A 17,335-nucleotide genomic window follows, 5' to 3' on the forward strand; every position below is an offset into this window, starting at 1 on the left:
TTGGCCTCGCCTTTTTCTATTCCAGCAGTTCGCGCGGAATGGCGAAGTCCTGAACGTCCCCGCTGTGCCAGTCTATGTCGGCCCAATCAGTGATGCCAAAGCGGATGATCGTTGTGGCGCCCGTGGGATAGTCGTGAAACCGCGCATGATCCGGCGCGCGTCGTACGATACGGCTGGCAAATTCGGCAATACCGGGATTGTGGCCCAGCATCAGCACTGTGGGCTCGGTCGCCCCGGACAATTCGATCAACATCTCTTCGGGCTCCGCCAGATAGAGCGTGCGATGAAAGCAGATTTTTTCCGCTTGCAACCCCATCCGGTCCCAGGTCTCGCGCGTGCGGGCTGAGGTCGAGCTGAGAACCTCGTCCGGGACAAGGTTGTGCTGCTGCAACCATGCACCAACCGCTTGGGCGGACTTCCGGCCTCGTTTGTTCAAAGGACGGTCATGATCGTCAAGCGTTGGATTGCCCCAACTGGATTTTGCATGCCGGCTCAGGATCAGCGTCAGGCTCATGACGGGTGAAAGGCCCGCATATGGTGCGCGGATTGTTCGGGGTCGCGGCCTGCACCGGCGCTCAGAGGGCAGGCCAGCCGCGCCTGACAACCGCCGGTCATGCAGGTCTGGCCTTCGACGGTGGACAGGTGGTCATGGCATGCGGCCACGTTGTAGAATTCGCGGCTGTTTAGGGCCTCCACCGGACAGGAAGTCACACAAGGGGCTGGGCAGTTCGTACAGGGAGAGAGGTCAGAGACCTCGGGTATGTAAAATTCCTGCTCAAAATGCAGGGCACCCCGATATGAGATCATCATGCCCACGGTATCATGTACCAGCGCGCCGACCGGACTGCTGAACGTGCGGCCCGATTTCAGTGCCCAATCGATGAACGGTGCATAGGGTGGGCCACCAAACGGGAAATGTGCGGTAGCGCCCAAATCCCGCGCCATCTGGCCAATAACACGGGTCGACCATTGGTCCACCGGGTCAGGTTCCTGCCACTCCGGTGCGGCTTTCAGAACGGGCCAAAAGGCCGAGCCTGCACCCAATAACACCAAAGTGCCCCCGTCCAGTCCTTTGGCCTCGCTGATCCGGGGATGCGTTGCGCCCATCACGATCAGGCCTGCCTGATGCGCCACGCGCCCCACCCAGCCATAGCTGATCGCTGTGCGATAGGCTGAGGCTGGTGGAAGTGCGGTCATCTCTTTTTGGCTCTTTGGGTCAGTCAGGGCGGATCAATGACCCGGCGCCATGCTCGGTGAATAGCTCCAGTAGTACCGCGTTTGGCGCGCGCCCGTCCAGAATGACCACCGCCCGCACGCCGCTGTGTAGCGCGTCCAGCGCGGTTTCGGTCTTGGGGATCATGCCGCCCGCAATCGTGCCTTCCAGGGTCATTTCGCGGATCTGGCCGGCTTTCAACTCGGTCACGACCTCTCCGGCGGCATTCTTTACGCCCGAGACATCGGTCAGGAGCAGCAAGCGGTCCGCCTTCAGCGCCGAGGCGATCGCACCGGCGGCGGTGTCGCCATTGACGTTGAATGTCTCACCCTCGCGCCCAGCGCCCAACGGCGCGATCACTGGAATCACGTCATGGGCAAACAGATCATGTAGGATTTTCGGGTCCATCTGCGACGGAGAACCTACGAACCCCAATGAAGGGTCTGTCTGCTCGCAGATGATCAGGTTGGCATCCTTGCCCGACAGGCCCACGGCAGTGCCGCCCTGGCCGTTGATCGCCTGCACGATGCGCTTGTTCACGAGACCGGACAAAACCATCTCGACCACTTCCACGGTCGGTTTGTCAGTGACACGCTTGCCGCCGACAAATTCGGACTGGATGTCCAGCTTATCCAGCATCGCGTTGATCATCGGACCACCGCCATGGACGATCACCGGGTTCACCCCGACCTGACGCATCAGCACCACGTCGCGGGCAAAGCTTTCCATCGCTTCATCACTGCCCATGGCGTGCCCGCCCAGCTTGATGACGACAATTGCCCCGTCATAGCGTTGCAGATACGGCAAGGCGCTGTTCAAAGTGGCAGCGGTGGCGATCCAGTCCCGGTTCATATCTCGTGTCTTCATGGCTTAGGTCCCTCTGACGTTCCGTGTTAGGGCCTTTGCACGGTGCTGCCAAGAGGTTAGCTATTCCAGATGAGCGATGATCGAACGCAAGGTTGGAATCCCGTCACCCTTTTCGGACGACGTCAGCACAATCTCCGGGAAGGCGGCAGGGTGTTTCGACAGCGCGCCGCGCACCTGCTCCAGCACCTTATCGCGATCCTTGGCCTTGACCTTGTCGGCCTTGGTCATCACGCATTGAAAGGTCACGGCGCTGGTATCCAGCAGCTTCATGATCTCGGCATCGACCGGTTTCACCCCGTGGCGCGAGTCGATCAGGACAAAGGCTCGACGCAGCGTTTGACGTCCGCTCAGGTATTGTTTCAGCAGCCGCTGCCATTTCTCGACTACCTTGACCGGAGCGTTGGCGTAACCATAACCGGGCAGGTCGACCAGATACAGCTCGGGGCCTTGGGTGAAAAAGTTGATCTCTTGCGTGCGGCCCGGCGTGTTCGAGGCACGCGCCAATCCTTTGGTGCCGGTTAGCGCGTTAATCAGGCTAGACTTGCCCACGTTCGAACGACCCGCGAAACACACCTCGAGCCGGTCGGGTGCGGGCAGGCCGTCCATGGCGACTACGCCTTTGACGAATTCGGATTCGCCTGCAAACAGTTTGCGGCCACGCTCTTGCGCGAACTCATCTGGCGCTTCGGCCAGAGGAAAGGCCAGGGAGTTCATAGCAGTTGAACCTTGTCGCCCGGTTTGACCTCGCCGCCCTGGATCACCTCGGCATAGACGCCAAAATCCTGATGATCCCATGTGTTCAGGGCCGCCAGCGTGTCAGCGTCGCGCTGCCCGGTATCCGGGTTCGCAGTTGTCGCAAGGCAACGGGTGATCCGTTCACGCACATGCAGAACGGCCTGACCGATCTGAATGTCGCGGCCCAGCCAGTCAAATTCTTCCCACAGGGGCAAGCCGTCGAACCAGATATTGCCGCGCCAGCGAATGGGGGACAGCTCCTGCCCCAGTTTTTGCTCGACCGCGCGATGTGAGGCCATGTTGCACAGGCTGATCGAGGGAAAATCGCTGTCGGTCATGCCGCGCCCGGGCACTCGGACAATCCGGGTCGAGGCCGCGCGGTCTACAGGCATCAACGGTTTGACCCAATCCAGAAAGACATCCTGCTGCGTGTCCGGCTGAAAGCGCAGCTCGGGGCGATCGGGATGGGTGAGGGTGACGATGTCACCGTCGGTCCGGGCCGAGATTGCCATCAGTGACGGTGCCTTGGCCCCGCGACTGAAATTTGGGCACGGCACCCATTCGGACCCATCGGCCTTGGACGCCTCATGCGCGACCGCCCAAACGCGATCCCCGGGCATAGTCTGCCCGGGGTTCAGAGTGACGGTCTGGACGGCCTCGCGGCCATGGCTTTTGATCGGATGCCGCCAGAGGCTGGTTACTTCACCGGTCATTTGTCATCCGCTTTTGGCGTGCGCTTGAAGCCTGATTTGATGTTGCCGAACACATCCGGTGTATAGCCCTGGCTGCGCATGATCAGGTATTGCTGCGTGAAAGTGATCGTGTTGTTTGCAATCCAGTAGACGACCAGACCGCTGGCAAACCCACCCAGCATGAACATGAAGACCCAAGGCATCCAGGCGAAGATCATCGCCTGCGTCGCGTCAGTTGGGGCCGGGTTCAGTTTCTGTTGCAGCCACATCGAGATACCCAGAAGCAATGGCAAGATACCGATGAAGATCAGCGCCATGAAGCTTTCAGGTTGCGGCGCCGCCCAGGGCAACAAGCCAAACAGGTTCATAATCGAGGTCGGGTCCGGCGCGCTCAGGTCTTGGAAAGGGCCGAACCATGGGGCCTGACGCAGTTCGATGGTGACGAAAATCACCTTATACAGCGAGAAGAAGATCGGGATCTGCAACAGGATTGGCAAACAGCCCGCGGCGGGGTTTACCTTTTCCTTCTTGTACAGCTCCATCATGCCTTGCTGCATCTTCTGGCGGTCGTCGCCTGCGGCCTCTTTCAGGGCCTCCATCTGCGGCTGCAGCTCCTTCATCTTCGCCATCGAGACGTAGGATTTGAACGCCAGCGGGAACAAGATGGCTTTAATGATCAACGTCAGGCCGATGATCGACCAGCCCATGTTGCCAATCAGCGCATTGATGTTGTGCAGCAGCCAGAAGATCGGCTTGGTCAGGAAATAGAACCAGCCCCAGTCGATGCTGTCGATGAACTTCTGAACGCCTTCAGCCTGATATTCGCGAATGGTTTCCCATTCCTTGGCGCCCGCGAACAGACGGGTCGTAACCTCTTCAGTCGCGCCGGGGGCTACAGACAATGTCGGAAGAACGGTTTCGGTTTGGTAAATCTTGCGGCGCGCATCGTATTTGGCGGCGGCTTTGAAGGCCGATCCTTCTTCGGGGATCAGGGTGGTCATCCAGTAGTGATCGGTGAAGCCAACCCAGCCGCCTTCCTTGACCTGAAACACCTCGGCCTGCGCACGTTCATTCGGGTCGATGTCAAAGTCGCGGACATCGCCATAGTCGATCTCGTCCAGCACGCCATCGGCCATGACCATGACGCCCTCGTGCAGGATGAAGAAGTTCTTGAGACCGGGCAAATCGCCATCTTCGCCGATCCCGTGACGGGCTAGGATGCCATAGGGGGCCATGCCCACTTCGGCCTGCGTGTTGTTTTCCACCGATTGGGTAACGTCGAACATATAGTTCTCGTCCACCGAGATGGTCCGGCGGAAGGTCAGGCCGTTGCCATTATCCCATTTCAGAGTGACCGGCGTGTCGACGCCCAACGTCTCACCGCTTTCCAGCGTCCACAGCGTATTGGGCCCCGGAACATCGGTGCCTGCAACACCTGCGCCAGGCGCCCAGCCGTACAACGCATAATAGGCCGATTCCGATCCGACCGGGGACAGTAGCTCCACAATCGGTGCGCCTTCTTCGATCGAGACTTTGTAGTCCTTCAGGAATAACTCATCGATGCGGCCACCAGACAGGGATAGGCTGCCTTCCAGGCGCGGTGTGTCGATCGCAATGCGCGGTGCTTCGGCATCAGGCAGTGTTTCTTCCGCTGCGGCTGTTGCCTCGCCTGTCGTGCCTGCATCTGTCGCGTTGGGCGTCTGAACCTCGGTAGCGTCGGTGGCGCTGATCTCGGCCTGATCTGGCAGTGTCGTTTGTTCCGGCGGCGGGAACAGCACGAACCAAACGAGGATCACGAGAAAGCTGAGCGCGGTTGCGAGGATGAGATTCTTGTTCTGATCGTCCATCTGGGACAGCCACCTTAAGCAGTGAAACACACCCGGTGGGTTCAACAGAGTGCAGCCCCAAAGGTCAAGCGGATTCGCCCGTCAAACCGTCGCGGAGTGTGTATTTGTGGCGCAATTTCACGTTTACGGGCCGGCTTTGCGACCAATCTTGGGCACACCGTTCAGCTTGTTCTGATGGGTCATGATCCAGTCGAACGTGTTTTCGAAGGGCATGGGCTTGCCAATCCCGAAGCCCTGAACATGGTTGCAGCCCAGTTGTGCCATCAGTGCGTGTTCGCCCGGCGTTTCGACCCCTTCGGCCAGAGTTTCAACGTTCAGCCGCTCGGCCATGGTCAAGATGGCGCTGACCAGCTGCTGCTGGCTGGCATCCCGATCTGCCTTGGCCACAAAAGAGCGGTCGATCTTGATCCGAGAAACATCAAAGCGCTTGATCGACGCGATTGAGGCATGTCCCGTCCCGAAATCATCCAAATCAATGCAGCACCCCAGTTTCGACAGGCTAGTCAGGTTGCGGGTAATCACGTCGTCGGGTCGGCGCGAGAAGACGGTTTCCAGCACTTCAATGGCCAACCGGTCAGGGGTCAGGTCGTTTTGGTCCAGCTCCCATTTCAGCCGGTCGATCAACGCTGGGTCGCGCAGCTCATCTGAGGAGAAATTCACGCCGATCCGGGGCACGACGATCTCGGCATTGTCCCATTGACGCATGGCGGCGAAGGCGTGGTGGCGCATGGTTTGACCAAAACGCTCCATCAGACCCGCCTGTTCGGCAAAAGGAAGAAATACATGCGGGCTCAGCACGCCTTTTTGCGGATGCTCCCAACGTGCCAGCGCCTCGAACCCGGTGACGCGGCCGGTATCCGTCGAAATCTGGGGCTGAAACCAGGGTCGAATCTCGCCACTATCCAATGCGGCATCAAACTCGCGCCGCAGGTTGGCCCGGATGCGTGAGCGGCGCCGCGTTTCGCTTGAATAGGCGCGGATGGTCGAGGGGCCATTTCTTTGCGCCTCATCCAAAGCGGCTGAGGCAGCATCAATCCACGCCTCAAACCCATCATTCCGGATGCTGGACAACAGGCTGAACCCGATCGAGCAAGACAGGTAAATGCCAGTGCCGTTCAGCACCACGGGTTCTTCGATAGTGGCTTGAATGCGCCCCGACATTTGGATGCAAGCTTCAAGATCAAGATGCTTGGACGGGTTTAGCCCGACTACGATTTTGTCCTCATCCAGCCGGGCGGCGATATCATGAGCGCGGATCACCGACAGCATCCGGCTGCGGAACTGATCAACCACATGTGCCGTCGCTGCGTTGCCGTGCAAATCCTCGAATTCAATGTACCCGTCCAGCGCCACAATAAGGCAAGCCGAATCGTCACGCGTGGTGGCAGTGGACCTGAAAAACCCCTCCATCCCTGCGGCAAAGCTGTCGAGCGGGATCAACCCGCTGGGCACGGTTTGGTCGCCGGGTGTTGTGGCCAGCGCGGAAAATGCCGCCAGTAAAAGCGGCAGGGTCAAAGCCACAGTAACCAAAGCCCGCTCTCCCCCCATCCAGAACGCGGCCAGGCTGATCGCAGGGGCAAAGGCCAGCGCGGGCGGGCCGCTGAGGGCGGTGGTCAGAACATTGAGAGCTTTTTCAACCGGGATACGTTTCCACATTGGTGTTCCGGGCCTTTCCCTTGGGCATCGCACGCTTGGGAAAACCGTAGAAAACCATTCTGAGTCAGACGTTAACGCAGACGCGGAATTTCATCCGAATTTTCGTCATTTTTGCCGGGGCGCAACGCAAGGCCTTGAAAATCGAACAATTTCGGGTCCAGCAGATGCGAAGGCCGAGCGTTGGTCAGGGCGCGGAACATCACCTGTCGGCGACCGGGGCTGTTCTTTTCCCACTGATCCAGAATCTGTTTCACTTGTTGGCGCTGTAGCCCGTCCTGACTGCCGCAGAGATCGCAGGGGATAATGGGATAGTTCATCGCGTTGGCAAATTTCTCGCAATCGGCCTCGGCCACATGGGCCAGCGGGCGGTAGACGAACAAGTCGCCCTCTTCATTCACCAGTTTCGGCGGCATCGTGGCCAGACGCCCACCGTGGAAGAGGTTCATGAAAAATGTCTCGAGGATATCGTCGCGGTGATGTCCCAGCACCACGGCCGAGCATCCCTCTTCCCGTGCGATGCGGTACAAGTTGCCCCGGCGCAAGCGCGAGCACAGCGCGCAATAAGTCCGACCTTGCGGAACCTTGTCCATCACGACGGAATAGGTGTCTTGATATTCGATCCGGTGAGGTACGCCCATGCGGTTCAGAAACTCGGGCAGAACGGTGGCCGGAAAGCCGGGTTGACCCTGATCCAGATTGCAGGCCAGCAGATCGACGGGCAGCAAGCCGCGCCATTTCAACTCGTATAGAACTGCCAGCAGGGTATAGCTGTCCTTGCCGCCGGACAGGCAGACCAACCATCGCGGCGGTTTGCCGTCTTTGTCATGGGCCGACGGGTCCACCATCCCGTATTGCTCGATGGCTTCGCGGGTTTGGCGCACAATGCGCTTACGCAGCTTCTTGAACTCGGTGGTCGAGGGCGCACCGGCAAAGAGCGGGTGGATATCGTCAGCTTCGTCAAACATGCGCAGCCCCTACAATAGTTGCTGCAACCGGGCAAGGGCGGCGCTTAGCCGAGGCGGGCCAACAGGGCTTCGGTGTCCAATCCTCGAACCGACCCGGGCACCCGACCGCTGTCGCCGGTCAAGCGCGTCGCGATGAACCCATCGGCCACGGCAGGCGGGGCGTGGCGCAACAGCAGTGAGGCCGTCAGCAGCAGAGCGGTGCGTTCCGCAAACCAGCGGGCCTCAGCCTCGGACGGGAGGTCAGGCCAGCGTTCTCTATGATCCCGCAGGGCCGCATCATATCCTCGATCCACGCCTTTTGCTGCGTCCATTTCGGCGCGCAGCACTTCGGCGGCCAAAGGTTCACGCGCCAATGTCCGCAGAATATCAAGGCAGATCACATTGCCGGACCCCTCCCAGATGCCATTCAGGGGTGCTTCGCGGTATAGCAGGGGCAGGGGCGTATCCTCGACGTACCCCATGCCGCCCAGTATCTCCATCGCTTCGACCACGACCACGGGGCAGCGTTTGTTGTTGAGGAACTTGGCCAGCGCCACGCCGATGCGGGCAAAGGCGCGGTCTTCCGGGGTTTGCCCGTCAAAGGCTTGGGCCACGCGCATCCCAAGGGTCACTGCGCCCTGCCAATCCAGCGCTAGATCGGCCAGCACCACGCGCATCAGGGGTTGGTCGATCAGGCGGCGTTGAAAGGCGCTTCGGTGGCTCACCCAATGATGCGCCTCGGACAGGGCCGTGCGCATCAACCCGGCAGGGGCCATCGCGGTGTCCAGCCGCGTGTGATGCACCATCTCAAGGATCGTGCGAATGCCCGCGCCCTCGTCCCCTAACTGATAGGCCAGAGCATCGTGATACTCGATCTCGGCCGAGGCGTTGGCGCGGTTGCCCAACTTGTCTTTCAGGCGCATGAGGTGGATGGCGTTGCGTTCGCCCTCTAGCCAGCGTGGCACAAGGAAACAGGTCAGCCCGCCGGGGGCCTGCGCCAGGGTCAGGAATCCGTCAGACATCGGGGCCGAGCAGAACCATTTGTGACCGCGCAACCGCCAATGATCGCCGTCCCGCGTGGCGGTGGTGGTATTGGCGCGGATATCCGATCCACCTTGTTTTTCAGTCATCGCCATACCCAACGTAGCGCTGTGTTTCTGCGCTATGGGCCGGATTGTAGGATCGTAAGTATGCGCGGTCAGTTTCGGCACCCAGAGCTTGGCGATACTGGCGTCGGTGTTCAATGCAGGTACCGCAGCATAGGTCATCGTCAGGGGGCAGCAATGACTGGGCTCGACCTGACTGGCCATATATACCATAGCGGCATGGGTCGAGTGGCCGCCGGGTTCGTCATTCCACGGTAGTGCGGCGTATCCGGCGCTTTGGCTTAGTTGCATCAACTGGTGATAGGCGAGGTGAAAGCGAACCTCGTCCAGCCGTCGCCCACCGCTATCGAACAGGCGCAGGTGCGGCGGGTGCGCATTGGCCGCGCGCGCCGCCTCGTGGATCTCGGGCATTCCCAAAGTTTTGCCATATCGGGCAAGCGGCTCGGAACACCCTTTGGCACGGGTCACACACTCTTGCAGCACAGGGTCCGCAGCCCATAGGTTGATTGGATCGCGATCGGTTGGTTGGTTGGTCACTTCATGGGTTGGCAGGGTATCGCGGGCGGGTGTGGTCATGGGCTGAGTGTTCCGCCCGCAACCCGTCTGGTCAAGCCTGACTTAGCGATGGTCGGACTCATCTGGCACTGGGTCATATCCGGTACCGCCCCACGGATGACATCGGCCAATACGGCGCGCGGTCAGCCAGGCGCCTTTGATGGCCCCGTGCTTTTCTAGCGCTTCAAGCGCATAGGCCGAGCAGGTAGGTTGATAGCGGCAATTATGGCCAACCCAAGGGCTGAAGATCAGGCGATAGGCCTTGACAGGCAGGGCAAAGACGCGCGCCAGCGGGGTCATTTCCGGTCACTATGGATTTTGCGCAGCGCATAGCGCAGATCGCCCAGCAGCGCGTCATAGGGGCGATTCGCCGTCACCTCGGCGCGGCCAATCAGGACATAGTCCCAACCGTCGTGACCCAGTACCGGCAGAACGGCGCGTGCGGCCTCGCGCAGGCGGCGTTTGGCGCGGTTGCGGGCGACGGCATTGCCCACCTTCTTGGAGCAGGTAAAACCCACGCGAATCCCCGACCCTTCGTCCGGGGTGCGCTTGCGGGCCTGAACCATCATCGACGACGTCCCCTGCCGCCGCGCGCGGGCGGCCTTCAGGAAATCGGATCGCTTTTTGAGAATGATCAAAGGTTCAGGCACGCAAACGGACGCCGCCGGAGGCTTGCTGGGCTGGTAGGTACCATCCTCAGGGGCCTCCGGCGGCGTCATGTTCATAACCTGAAAGGTCGAGCGGCTTACGCGCTCAGCGACTTGCGGCCGCGTGCGCGACGTGCGTTCAGGATTTTGCGGCCGGCCTTGGTGGCCATGCGCGCGCGGAAACCGTGGCGGCGTTTGCGAACCAGGTTCGAAGGCTGATAGGTGCGTTTCATCGCTCCGTCTCCAATCTATAGCGGTCGGGTGCGGCGCAGATTCGCCTTGCCCTAGTGTTCGAAGCCCGTCCTCTACTGGGTGGCGGGGGGTAAGTCAAACCCTTAGGTGGGGGTTTTGTCGCCTTTTGCAACAATTCTGGTATCCCACCGGGACAAACGTTTCAAAATGACAGTGTTGCCCTTTTATTCCGTCACATTCCCTGCGGTCAAGATCAACGCCGCGTGAGGGGCCTGTTGCGCAGGCACTGGACAGCGCATGTTGTGTGCAGATGAAACGCACAAAACCGGACACAGACATGAGCGATACAACACAGGCCCCGCGCAGCGGGCTTGCGCGCCATATTCCCTTGCTGGTGATCCTTGCCGTTGCGGTGGCGGGGTTCTTCACCTTGGGCGATTACCTGACCTTTGAGACCCTGCGCGATAACCGCGAATCCCTGCTGGCATGGCGAGATGCAAATTACTGGGCCATGGCAGGTGCATTCGTGGTGATCTATATCGTGATCGTTGCCTTTTCACTGCCGGGCGCCGCTGTAGCCTCGATGACCGGAGGGTTCCTGTTCGGCTTATTTGCAGGCACCGTGTTCAACGTGTTTGCGGCCACCATTGGCGCATCGGCGATCTTTTTGGCGGCGCGATGGGGGTTGGGCGAATCTCTGACCGCCAAGCTGGAGTCATCCGAAGGGACGGTCAAAAAGCTGAAGGACGGGCTGCGCGAGAATGAAATCTCGGTCCTGTTCCTGTTGCGCCTCGTACCGGTGGTGCCGTTCTTTGTGGCCAATCTGGTGCCAGCACTGGTGGGCGTCAAATTCCGAAATTTCCTGTTCACCACCGCGCTGGGCATTATTCCGGGCGGCATCGTTTACACTTGGATCGGTGTTGGTCTGGGTGGCGTGTTTGACCGGGGTGAGACGCCTGACGTGTCCCTGCTGTGGGAGCCGTTCGTGATCGGACCCATCATTGGCTTGTGTATGCTTGCGGCGTTGCCCATCCTGATCAAAGCCCTGCGCGGCAAAAAGGACGCCTGATCTTATGCAAGAATTGAAGACGGATATCCTGGTCATTGGCGCTGGGTCGGGTGGCTTGTCGGTGGCTGCCGGGGCCAGCCAGATGGGCGCGGATGTGATCCTGCTGGAGGGTCACAAGATGGGCGGAGATTGCCTGAACTTTGGCTGCGTGCCCTCGAAGGCGCTGATCGCCAGCGGCAAGGCGGCTTACGGGCAGGCGCATGCCTCGGCATTGGGCGTCGCGGATGTGGTGCCGCAGGTTAACTACGCCGCCGCAAAAGACCATGTCCATGACGTGATCGCGCAGATTGAACCGATGGACAGTCAGGACCGGTTTGAAGGCTTCGGCGTCAAGGTGATCCGCGAATATGGTCAGTTCGTCTCGCCCACGCAGGTGCAGGCGGGTGACAATCTGATCTCTGCACGGCGTGTCGTGATTGCGACAGGTTCCTCGCCACTGGTGCCCCCGATACCTGGCCTGGATCAGATGCCATACTACACCAACGAGACGATCTTCGATCTGCGCGACAAGCCCGAGCATCTGCTGATCATCGGCGGCGGCCCCATCGGGATGGAGATGGCACAGGCGCATATCCGACTGGGCTGCAAAGTCACCGTGATCGAGGGGATGCAGGCTCTGGGCAAGGACGACCCTGAGGCGGCAGAGATCGTGCTGGATTCGTTGCGCGCGGAGGGCATCGAAATTCATGAACAAGCCATGGTGGCACAGATTCGCGGCGCGGACGGAAAGGTCGAGGTCGTGACCGAGACGGGCCAGATCTATACCGGCTCGCACTTGTTACTGGCCGCTGGGCGCAAGGCCAATACTGATCGCCTGAACCTTGAGGCGGCCGGGATTGAGCCAATACGAAACGGCATCAAAGTCGACGACGCGCTGCGCACCACGAATAAAAAGGTCTATGCCATCGGCGACGTTGCAGGTGGGCTGCAATTCACTCATGTCGCGGGGTATCACGCGGGCATCATCATCCGCTCGGCCCTGTTCGGTCTGCCCTCCAAGGCGAAAACCGCGCATATCCCTTGGGCCACCTATACCGACCCCGAACTGGCTCAGGTTGGTCTGACTGAGGCGCAGGCTCGCACGCAGCATGGCGACAAGGTGGAAATCGCGCGCTTTGACTACCACCACAACGACCGCGCCATATCCGAGCGCAAAACGAAAGGATTCATTAAGGTCATGGTCGTAAGAGGCCGACCCGTGGGGGCCACAATCGTAGGGCATCAGGCGGGGGAATTGATCAACTTGTGGTCGCTGGCCTTGGCGAATAACCTGAAGATGGGACAGATCGCCGCGATGGTTTCGCCTTATCCGACGATCGGAGAGCTTAACAAACGCGTGGCGGGTGCCTATTTCTCGCCAAGGCTGTTTGAGAATCAGACAGTTAAACGAGTGGTCGGGTTCGTCCAGCGCTGGCTGCCCTGACTGGGAGGAGAGTACAAAGTGAACTCGCTGTCGGGCCGATTTCTGATCCTGACCACGGTCTTCGTCATGTTGGCCGAGATCCTGATTTTTGTCCCCTCGATAGCGCGGTTCCGCGAAGATTTTTTGTTGAACCGGCTAGAGCGCGCCCAGATCGCGTCGCTGGCGCTGTTGGCCGATGACATGCTGGCCGATGATCTCGAGGCCGAGTTGCTGGCCAATGCGGGCGTCTACAACGTTGTTTTGCGTCGCGATGAAGTGCGGCAGCTGATGCTGTCTTCCCCCATCCCTGAACAGATCACCAAAACTTATGACCTGCGCGACGCAACCCCGTGGATATTGATCCGCGATGCGGTCGCGCGTTTGTTCACTCCGGAAAACGAAGTAATCCGTGTGATTGGTGAGCCGGTCAAGGGCGCCGGTCTGTTGATCGAAGTGACCACCGACAGTATGCCTTTGCGCATGGCGATGACCGATTACGGGCTGCGCATTCTCGGGCTGTCTTTCGTGATCTCAATCATCACCGCCTTTTTCCTGTTCCTTGCCGTGCGCGTAGTTCTGGTGAAGCCGATCAAGGGCGTGGTTGGCTACATGCAGCGCTATGCCGGCGCGCCCGAGGACGCGCGCGGGATCATCTCGCCCAATTCCAAGGTGACCGAGCTGCGTGAGGCCGAGGAAGCGTTGCAACAGATGCAGACCGAACTGACCCACGCGCTGAAACAGCGCGAGCGTCTGGCGCAACTGGGCGGGGCGGTGGCCAAGGTCAGCCACGATTTGCGCAATATCCTGACCTCGGCCCAACTTTTCACAGACCGGATTGAATCCAGTGATGATCCTTTGGTCCGTCGCATGGCGCCTAAGCTGGTGAACTCGATCACCCGCGCGGTGTCATTGTGCGAAAGCACGCTGGCCTTTGGCCGGGCCGAGGAACCGGCCCCCACGCTGACGATGGTCCCCATGCGCGCCGTCGCAGACGATGTCGTTGCAAGCGAGCAGTTGGCCGTCGCAGGCGGGTGCGTCGAGATCGTCAACGAACTACCCGAGGATCTGATCGCTCGTGCAGATCCCGAACAAATTTTCCGGGTGATCATGAACCTTGTGCGCAATGCGCGTCAGGCGCTTGTGGCCGCTGGGAAGCCCGGTAGAATCACGATTGCCGGATGTGAATATGAAACGAACTGGTGCATCGAGATACGGGATAACGGACCGGGATTGCCGCCCAAGGCCCGCGAAAACCTGTTCACGCCCTTTCAGGGTGGCGTGCGCAAAGGCGGCTCGGGCCTGGGTCTGGCAATTTCGCAGGAATTGGTGCGCGGTCACGGCGGCGACCTCGTTCTGGCCGAGACGGGCCCGATGGGGACTACCTTTGAAATTCGCCTGCCGCGGGGCGATGTGACTTTTTAAAATATTTTTGCAGAATCGGCTTGCACGTCCCGAACACGAGGTCTAAATAGCGCCTCACCAACGCGGACCGATAGCTCAGCTGGATAGAGTACTTGACTACGAATCAAGGGGTCGGGGGTTCGAATCCTCCTCGGTCCGCCATTGGTATCCAACAAAATCAGTAACTTATGTGGTGCTTTGGGTGCCATTGGTTGTATAGTAACTCCATACTGTTCCCGATAGTGTGCCATGTCTTTTTTTTATCAGGCGACTTTACGTGCGTTGAGCATTTGCCGTGCTTTATCAGCTACTTCCTTCTTGGCGAACTTGGCGTACTTCTGAGTCTGGACAATGGTTGCATGACCCAGAAGGTGAGAGACTTCTTCCAGCCTCATGCCGTTGTTCAGCATCCGCGTAGCATAGGTGTCCCGGCAGGAATGGATCGTTGCCTTGCCTTGGGTAGCCAAAACACGGAGGCTTGAAGGACAGCATTCAGTGATGGCTCGCCTTAGGTTTTTGATGGCCCTGTCCATACTGACGAAAGGCTGGGGTTGGTTTTGCAGCGAGGACAACACCTCAAACAGGCGGTCAGAAATGGGGACAAAGACCTCCTTCTTGGTTTTGAAGTTGTAGTTGTCGATATAGCGCTCCCGCATGTCGATGGCCCCCCAATCGACCAGTGTCGCTTCTCGAAGGCGAACCCCCGTGTCAATCAGGTAAATGAATAGGTCATGGGCCTTCGACCATGCTGAGGCGTCGGGGTATTCGGTCTGTTTGGCAATGCAGTAGTCAATGACCGTTCGTTCTTCTGCTTCTGACAGGGAGCGACATTTGACGAAGCCTTTAGGCAACACGAAGGTTATGTCATGGTTGACCTTGTGCTTCTTCCGGCAGAGGTTCCATGCTCTCTTCATAAACCGAACTTCGATGTTGATGCTGTTCTGGCTAAATCCTTCGTCCAATCGGGCTTGAAGGTGATCTTCCAGATCGTCATCAGAAAGGTCGGACATGAACCTGCCTTGATCCAAAGTCCACAAGCCTTGGAAGCGCTCTCGCAGCCCCAGCAACTTGTTCATGCTGTTCTGATAACTGTCATGGGTTGCCTTGGCCTTGTCTTTCACGCTGTCCACACAATGTTGAAACGCGTCACGAAGCGTGACCTCGGGTTTCTCTCCATGCTGACGTATGTCCATGATGCGATGGTATTCGGCCATCATGACGCGATTAGCCCCGGCTTTGTCCCGACGTTTGGTTGAGCCTCTATACTCACGATGGTTCACTATGAATCTGTAGTAATAGAAGGTTGAATTGGGCCTTTTGTAGATTTGCATCAGATGATCTTTCTATTTGCGGCGTGATGCCTGTTGGATATTTCAGGAGAAGTATTTAGTAACTCCATACTTTCTGTTGGCTATACTCTTGTATCTTGTTCGATTCTGGTGACATTCATCCTCATCGCTAGTTTCGGGTGGAGTGTTTAGTAACTCCATATATGATGGTCAAGCTGATTTGTTCGGCCACGTATGTTGTTAGTCGGACAGGGTGTTCTCTAGTTGCCCTTTTCGCAACAATGTCAAGAACTTGGTGACTTCACGGCGACTGCGATTTTCGAACAATGCACGATAGAGTTCTGGTTGGTACTCGTTCAGGCAGAGCAAGACCCACTCTGACTTGTCCATCTTCAGAACGTCAGCAATCGGCCCCCAAAGCGTCGCAGGGATGCTGATGTAGCCCAACTCCATTTGACTGACCATCGTGTAGTATTCGATGCCAAGTTCGTCGGCCATTGCTTTCTGGGTGAACCCTGCGGCGGTTCTTGCGTCCTTAAGGCGCTTTCCCAGATTGCTTTTGTTTTTCTCTTTTCGCTTTTCCGAGAGCATCTCAATTCTTCCATCTGTTCTCGCGGTGTTATCGCAGAGAAGTTTTGTAAGTCCTAGTATGTATCTAACATATCCTGCTCGATTGTAGCCTGAACACGTCATAGGTGAGGCAATAGGTAAGGGTTGTGCGTCTACCAAGCTAACTCTCCACTAAATTGCTGATTGGCCGGCATTCTCCGTACACAAACCCTGAGTTTGGTATTCAGCGACAATTCGATAAACGGATCGCTCGGAAATCCCCAGTAGTGCAGCGGTTTCCCTTTTGCTGTGACCTAGGGCCAAGTGGTCCAGCACTGCATCCTTTTTCATACGGGCAGTCGGTTTTCTGCCTTTATACTTGCCCAACGCCTTGGCCTTGGCGATGCCTTCCTGTTGGCGTTCCAGCATCATCTCCCGTTCAAACTGAGCCACGGAACCCAGAACATTCAGCATCAGTTTCCCGGTAGCATTTGACGTATCCAAGCCAAGGTTCAGCACCCGAAGGCCAATGTTCCTAGCTTCTAGGTCGTCCACAATTTCGCCGAGATGTTTCACAGACCGGGCCAGGCGATCCAGTTTGGTCACAACCAGAACGTCGCCCTCCCGGCAGAACTCCATAGCGGCGTTGAGGGACTCTCTGGGGGCCACGGAACTTATCTGTTCCTCGTACACCTTTTCGCACCCAACGCCCCTCAGTGACTCTCTCTGAGCCTCTAGGGATGCTTTCTGTTCTAGTGTCGAGGTGCGAGCATATCCGATCATCATGTGATGGTCTCCTTGTCTGCCAATGATGTTTTAGAAGTTGTGGCAGGGTGTCTGCCAAAAGTCGAAACCGACTCCATAGACAGACATTAGCGCCACGCTCTGAGGCTGACACATGGGCACGGTCTATCGGCAGCGGTTGGGAAGCCTTATTGCGCTGGGCAGTTGGCCAAAGAGAATTCACTTCAGAATGAAGAGGGGGCGGGGGTTTCGGAAAGCGACTTCAAAAAGCGGGGGTTATAAGTGTTGTTATTGTTGTTATTTGGAAGTCGGCCACCTCACAACACATCGGATGGAAAGCAGACGGCAATGGTCGGATGACCGCATTGAGCCGATGTCGTTGAAAAAGTCGTTCGTTTTTGCGTCTTGGTGTTCTGCGTTGTCTATA

The 17,335-nt window shown here is 58.3% G+C and carries 18 protein-coding genes and 1 tRNA gene; 4 read left to right on the forward strand and 15 right to left on the reverse strand.

Annotated elements, in window-relative coordinates; translation table 11 throughout:
• Positions 1-16 precede the first annotated feature (16 nt).
• The 12 genes from GOV80_RS21180 to rpmH all read right to left on the reverse strand — a co-directional run bounded on the left by GOV80_RS21180 (position 17) and on the right by rpmH (position 10,495).
• Positions 17-514: a SixA phosphatase family protein gene (locus tag GOV80_RS21180; RefSeq protein WP_170787567.1), complete on the reverse strand. Its 498-nt coding sequence runs from the start codon at positions 512-514 to the stop codon at positions 17-19.
• Positions 511-1,197: a ferredoxin gene (locus GOV80_RS21185; protein WP_170787569.1), complete on the reverse strand. Its 687-nt coding sequence runs from the start codon at positions 1,195-1,197 to the stop codon at positions 511-513. The genes GOV80_RS21180 and GOV80_RS21185 overlap by 4 nt, the downstream gene beginning before the upstream one ends.
• A 19-nt stretch (positions 1,198-1,216) precedes the next feature.
• The gene (argB, locus tag GOV80_RS21190) at positions 1,217-2,080 is read right to left on the reverse strand and encodes an acetylglutamate kinase (protein WP_170787571.1); all 864 of its coding nucleotides are present in this window, start codon (positions 2,078-2,080) and stop codon (positions 1,217-1,219) included.
• A gap of 60 nt (positions 2,081-2,140) precedes the next feature.
• Positions 2,141-2,794 carry a ribosome biogenesis GTP-binding protein YihA/YsxC gene (gene yihA, locus GOV80_RS21195; RefSeq protein WP_170787573.1) on the reverse strand — a complete coding sequence of 218 codons (654 nt, stop codon included), beginning with the start codon at positions 2,792-2,794 and terminating at the stop codon, positions 2,141-2,143.
• Positions 2,791-3,528, reverse strand: a complete 738-nt coding sequence (locus GOV80_RS21200) for an MOSC domain-containing protein (protein WP_170787575.1) — start codon at positions 3,526-3,528, stop codon at positions 2,791-2,793. Before GOV80_RS21200 ends, yihA begins: the two co-directional genes overlap by 4 nt.
• A complete protein-coding gene (gene yidC, locus GOV80_RS21205; RefSeq protein ID WP_170787577.1) occupies positions 3,525-5,354 on the reverse strand; it encodes a membrane protein insertase YidC in 1,830 nt (609 codons plus the stop codon). The genes GOV80_RS21200 and yidC overlap by 4 nt, the downstream gene beginning before the upstream one ends.
• A 123-nt stretch (positions 5,355-5,477) precedes the next feature.
• Positions 5,478-7,010 carry a putative bifunctional diguanylate cyclase/phosphodiesterase gene (locus tag GOV80_RS21210; protein ID WP_170787579.1) on the reverse strand — a complete coding sequence of 511 codons (1,533 nt, stop codon included), beginning with the start codon at positions 7,008-7,010 and terminating at the stop codon, positions 5,478-5,480.
• Between the two features lie 71 nt (positions 7,011-7,081).
• Complete coding sequence (ttcA, locus tag GOV80_RS21215) at positions 7,082-7,975, reverse strand: tRNA 2-thiocytidine(32) synthetase TtcA (RefSeq protein ID WP_170787581.1); 894 nt, start codon at positions 7,973-7,975, stop codon at positions 7,082-7,084.
• Between the two features lie 44 nt (positions 7,976-8,019).
• Positions 8,020-9,636 carry an acyl-CoA dehydrogenase family protein gene (locus tag GOV80_RS21220; RefSeq protein ID WP_170787583.1) on the reverse strand — a complete coding sequence of 539 codons (1,617 nt, stop codon included), beginning with the start codon at positions 9,634-9,636 and terminating at the stop codon, positions 8,020-8,022.
• 42 nt (positions 9,637-9,678) lie between these two features.
• The gene (gene yidD / locus GOV80_RS21225; RefSeq protein WP_170773663.1) at positions 9,679-9,915 is read right to left on the reverse strand and encodes a membrane protein insertion efficiency factor YidD; all 237 of its coding nucleotides are present in this window, start codon (positions 9,913-9,915) and stop codon (positions 9,679-9,681) included.
• Complete coding sequence (gene rnpA / locus GOV80_RS21230; RefSeq protein WP_170787585.1) at positions 9,912-10,334, reverse strand: ribonuclease P protein component; 423 nt, start codon at positions 10,332-10,334, stop codon at positions 9,912-9,914. Before rnpA ends, yidD begins: the two co-directional genes overlap by 4 nt.
• A gap of 26 nt (positions 10,335-10,360) precedes the next feature.
• Positions 10,361-10,495 (reverse strand): 50S ribosomal protein L34, encoded by a 135-nt coding sequence (gene rpmH, locus GOV80_RS21235; protein WP_005980833.1) that lies wholly within the window; start codon positions 10,493-10,495, stop codon positions 10,361-10,363.
• 296 nt (positions 10,496-10,791) lie between these two features.
• Here rpmH and GOV80_RS21240 point away from each other — a divergent pair, with 296 nt between their 5' ends.
• The 4 genes from GOV80_RS21240 (at position 10,792) to GOV80_RS21255 (ending at position 14,488) form a co-directional block, all read left to right on the forward strand.
• Positions 10,792-11,523, forward strand: coding sequence for a TVP38/TMEM64 family protein (locus tag GOV80_RS21240; RefSeq protein WP_170787587.1), 732 nt, complete (start codon positions 10,792-10,794; stop codon positions 11,521-11,523).
• A 4-nt stretch (positions 11,524-11,527) separates the two neighbouring features.
• Positions 11,528-12,946 carry a dihydrolipoyl dehydrogenase family protein gene (locus GOV80_RS21245; protein ID WP_170787589.1) on the forward strand — a complete coding sequence of 473 codons (1,419 nt, stop codon included), beginning with the start codon at positions 11,528-11,530 and terminating at the stop codon, positions 12,944-12,946.
• Between the two features lie 18 nt (positions 12,947-12,964).
• Positions 12,965-14,347 (forward strand): sensor histidine kinase, encoded by a 1,383-nt coding sequence (locus GOV80_RS21250; protein ID WP_336510186.1) that lies wholly within the window; start codon positions 12,965-12,967, stop codon positions 14,345-14,347.
• Positions 14,348-14,411: 64 nt separating this feature from the next.
• Positions 14,412-14,488 (forward strand) — tRNA-Arg (locus GOV80_RS21255).
• A 101-nt stretch (positions 14,489-14,589) separates the two neighbouring features.
• Here GOV80_RS21255 and GOV80_RS21260 read toward each other — a convergent pair.
• From GOV80_RS21260 to GOV80_RS21270, 3 genes are all read right to left on the reverse strand, one after another.
• Positions 14,590-15,543: a tyrosine-type recombinase/integrase gene (locus tag GOV80_RS21260; protein ID WP_170787590.1), complete on the reverse strand. Its 954-nt coding sequence runs from the start codon at positions 15,541-15,543 to the stop codon at positions 14,590-14,592.
• Positions 15,544-15,855: 312 nt separating this feature from the next.
• Positions 15,856-16,113, reverse strand: a complete 258-nt coding sequence (locus GOV80_RS21265) for a hypothetical protein (RefSeq protein ID WP_170787592.1) — start codon at positions 16,111-16,113, stop codon at positions 15,856-15,858.
• A 243-nt stretch (positions 16,114-16,356) separates the two neighbouring features.
• Positions 16,357-16,950 (reverse strand): recombinase family protein, encoded by a 594-nt coding sequence (locus tag GOV80_RS21270; protein WP_170787594.1) that lies wholly within the window; start codon positions 16,948-16,950, stop codon positions 16,357-16,359.
• Positions 16,951-17,335: the final 385 nt, after the last annotated feature.

The sequence above is a fragment of the Ruegeria lacuscaerulensis genome (assembly GCF_013034685.1).
GTDB lineage: Bacteria > Pseudomonadota > Alphaproteobacteria > Rhodobacterales > Rhodobacteraceae > Ruegeria > Ruegeria lacuscaerulensis_B.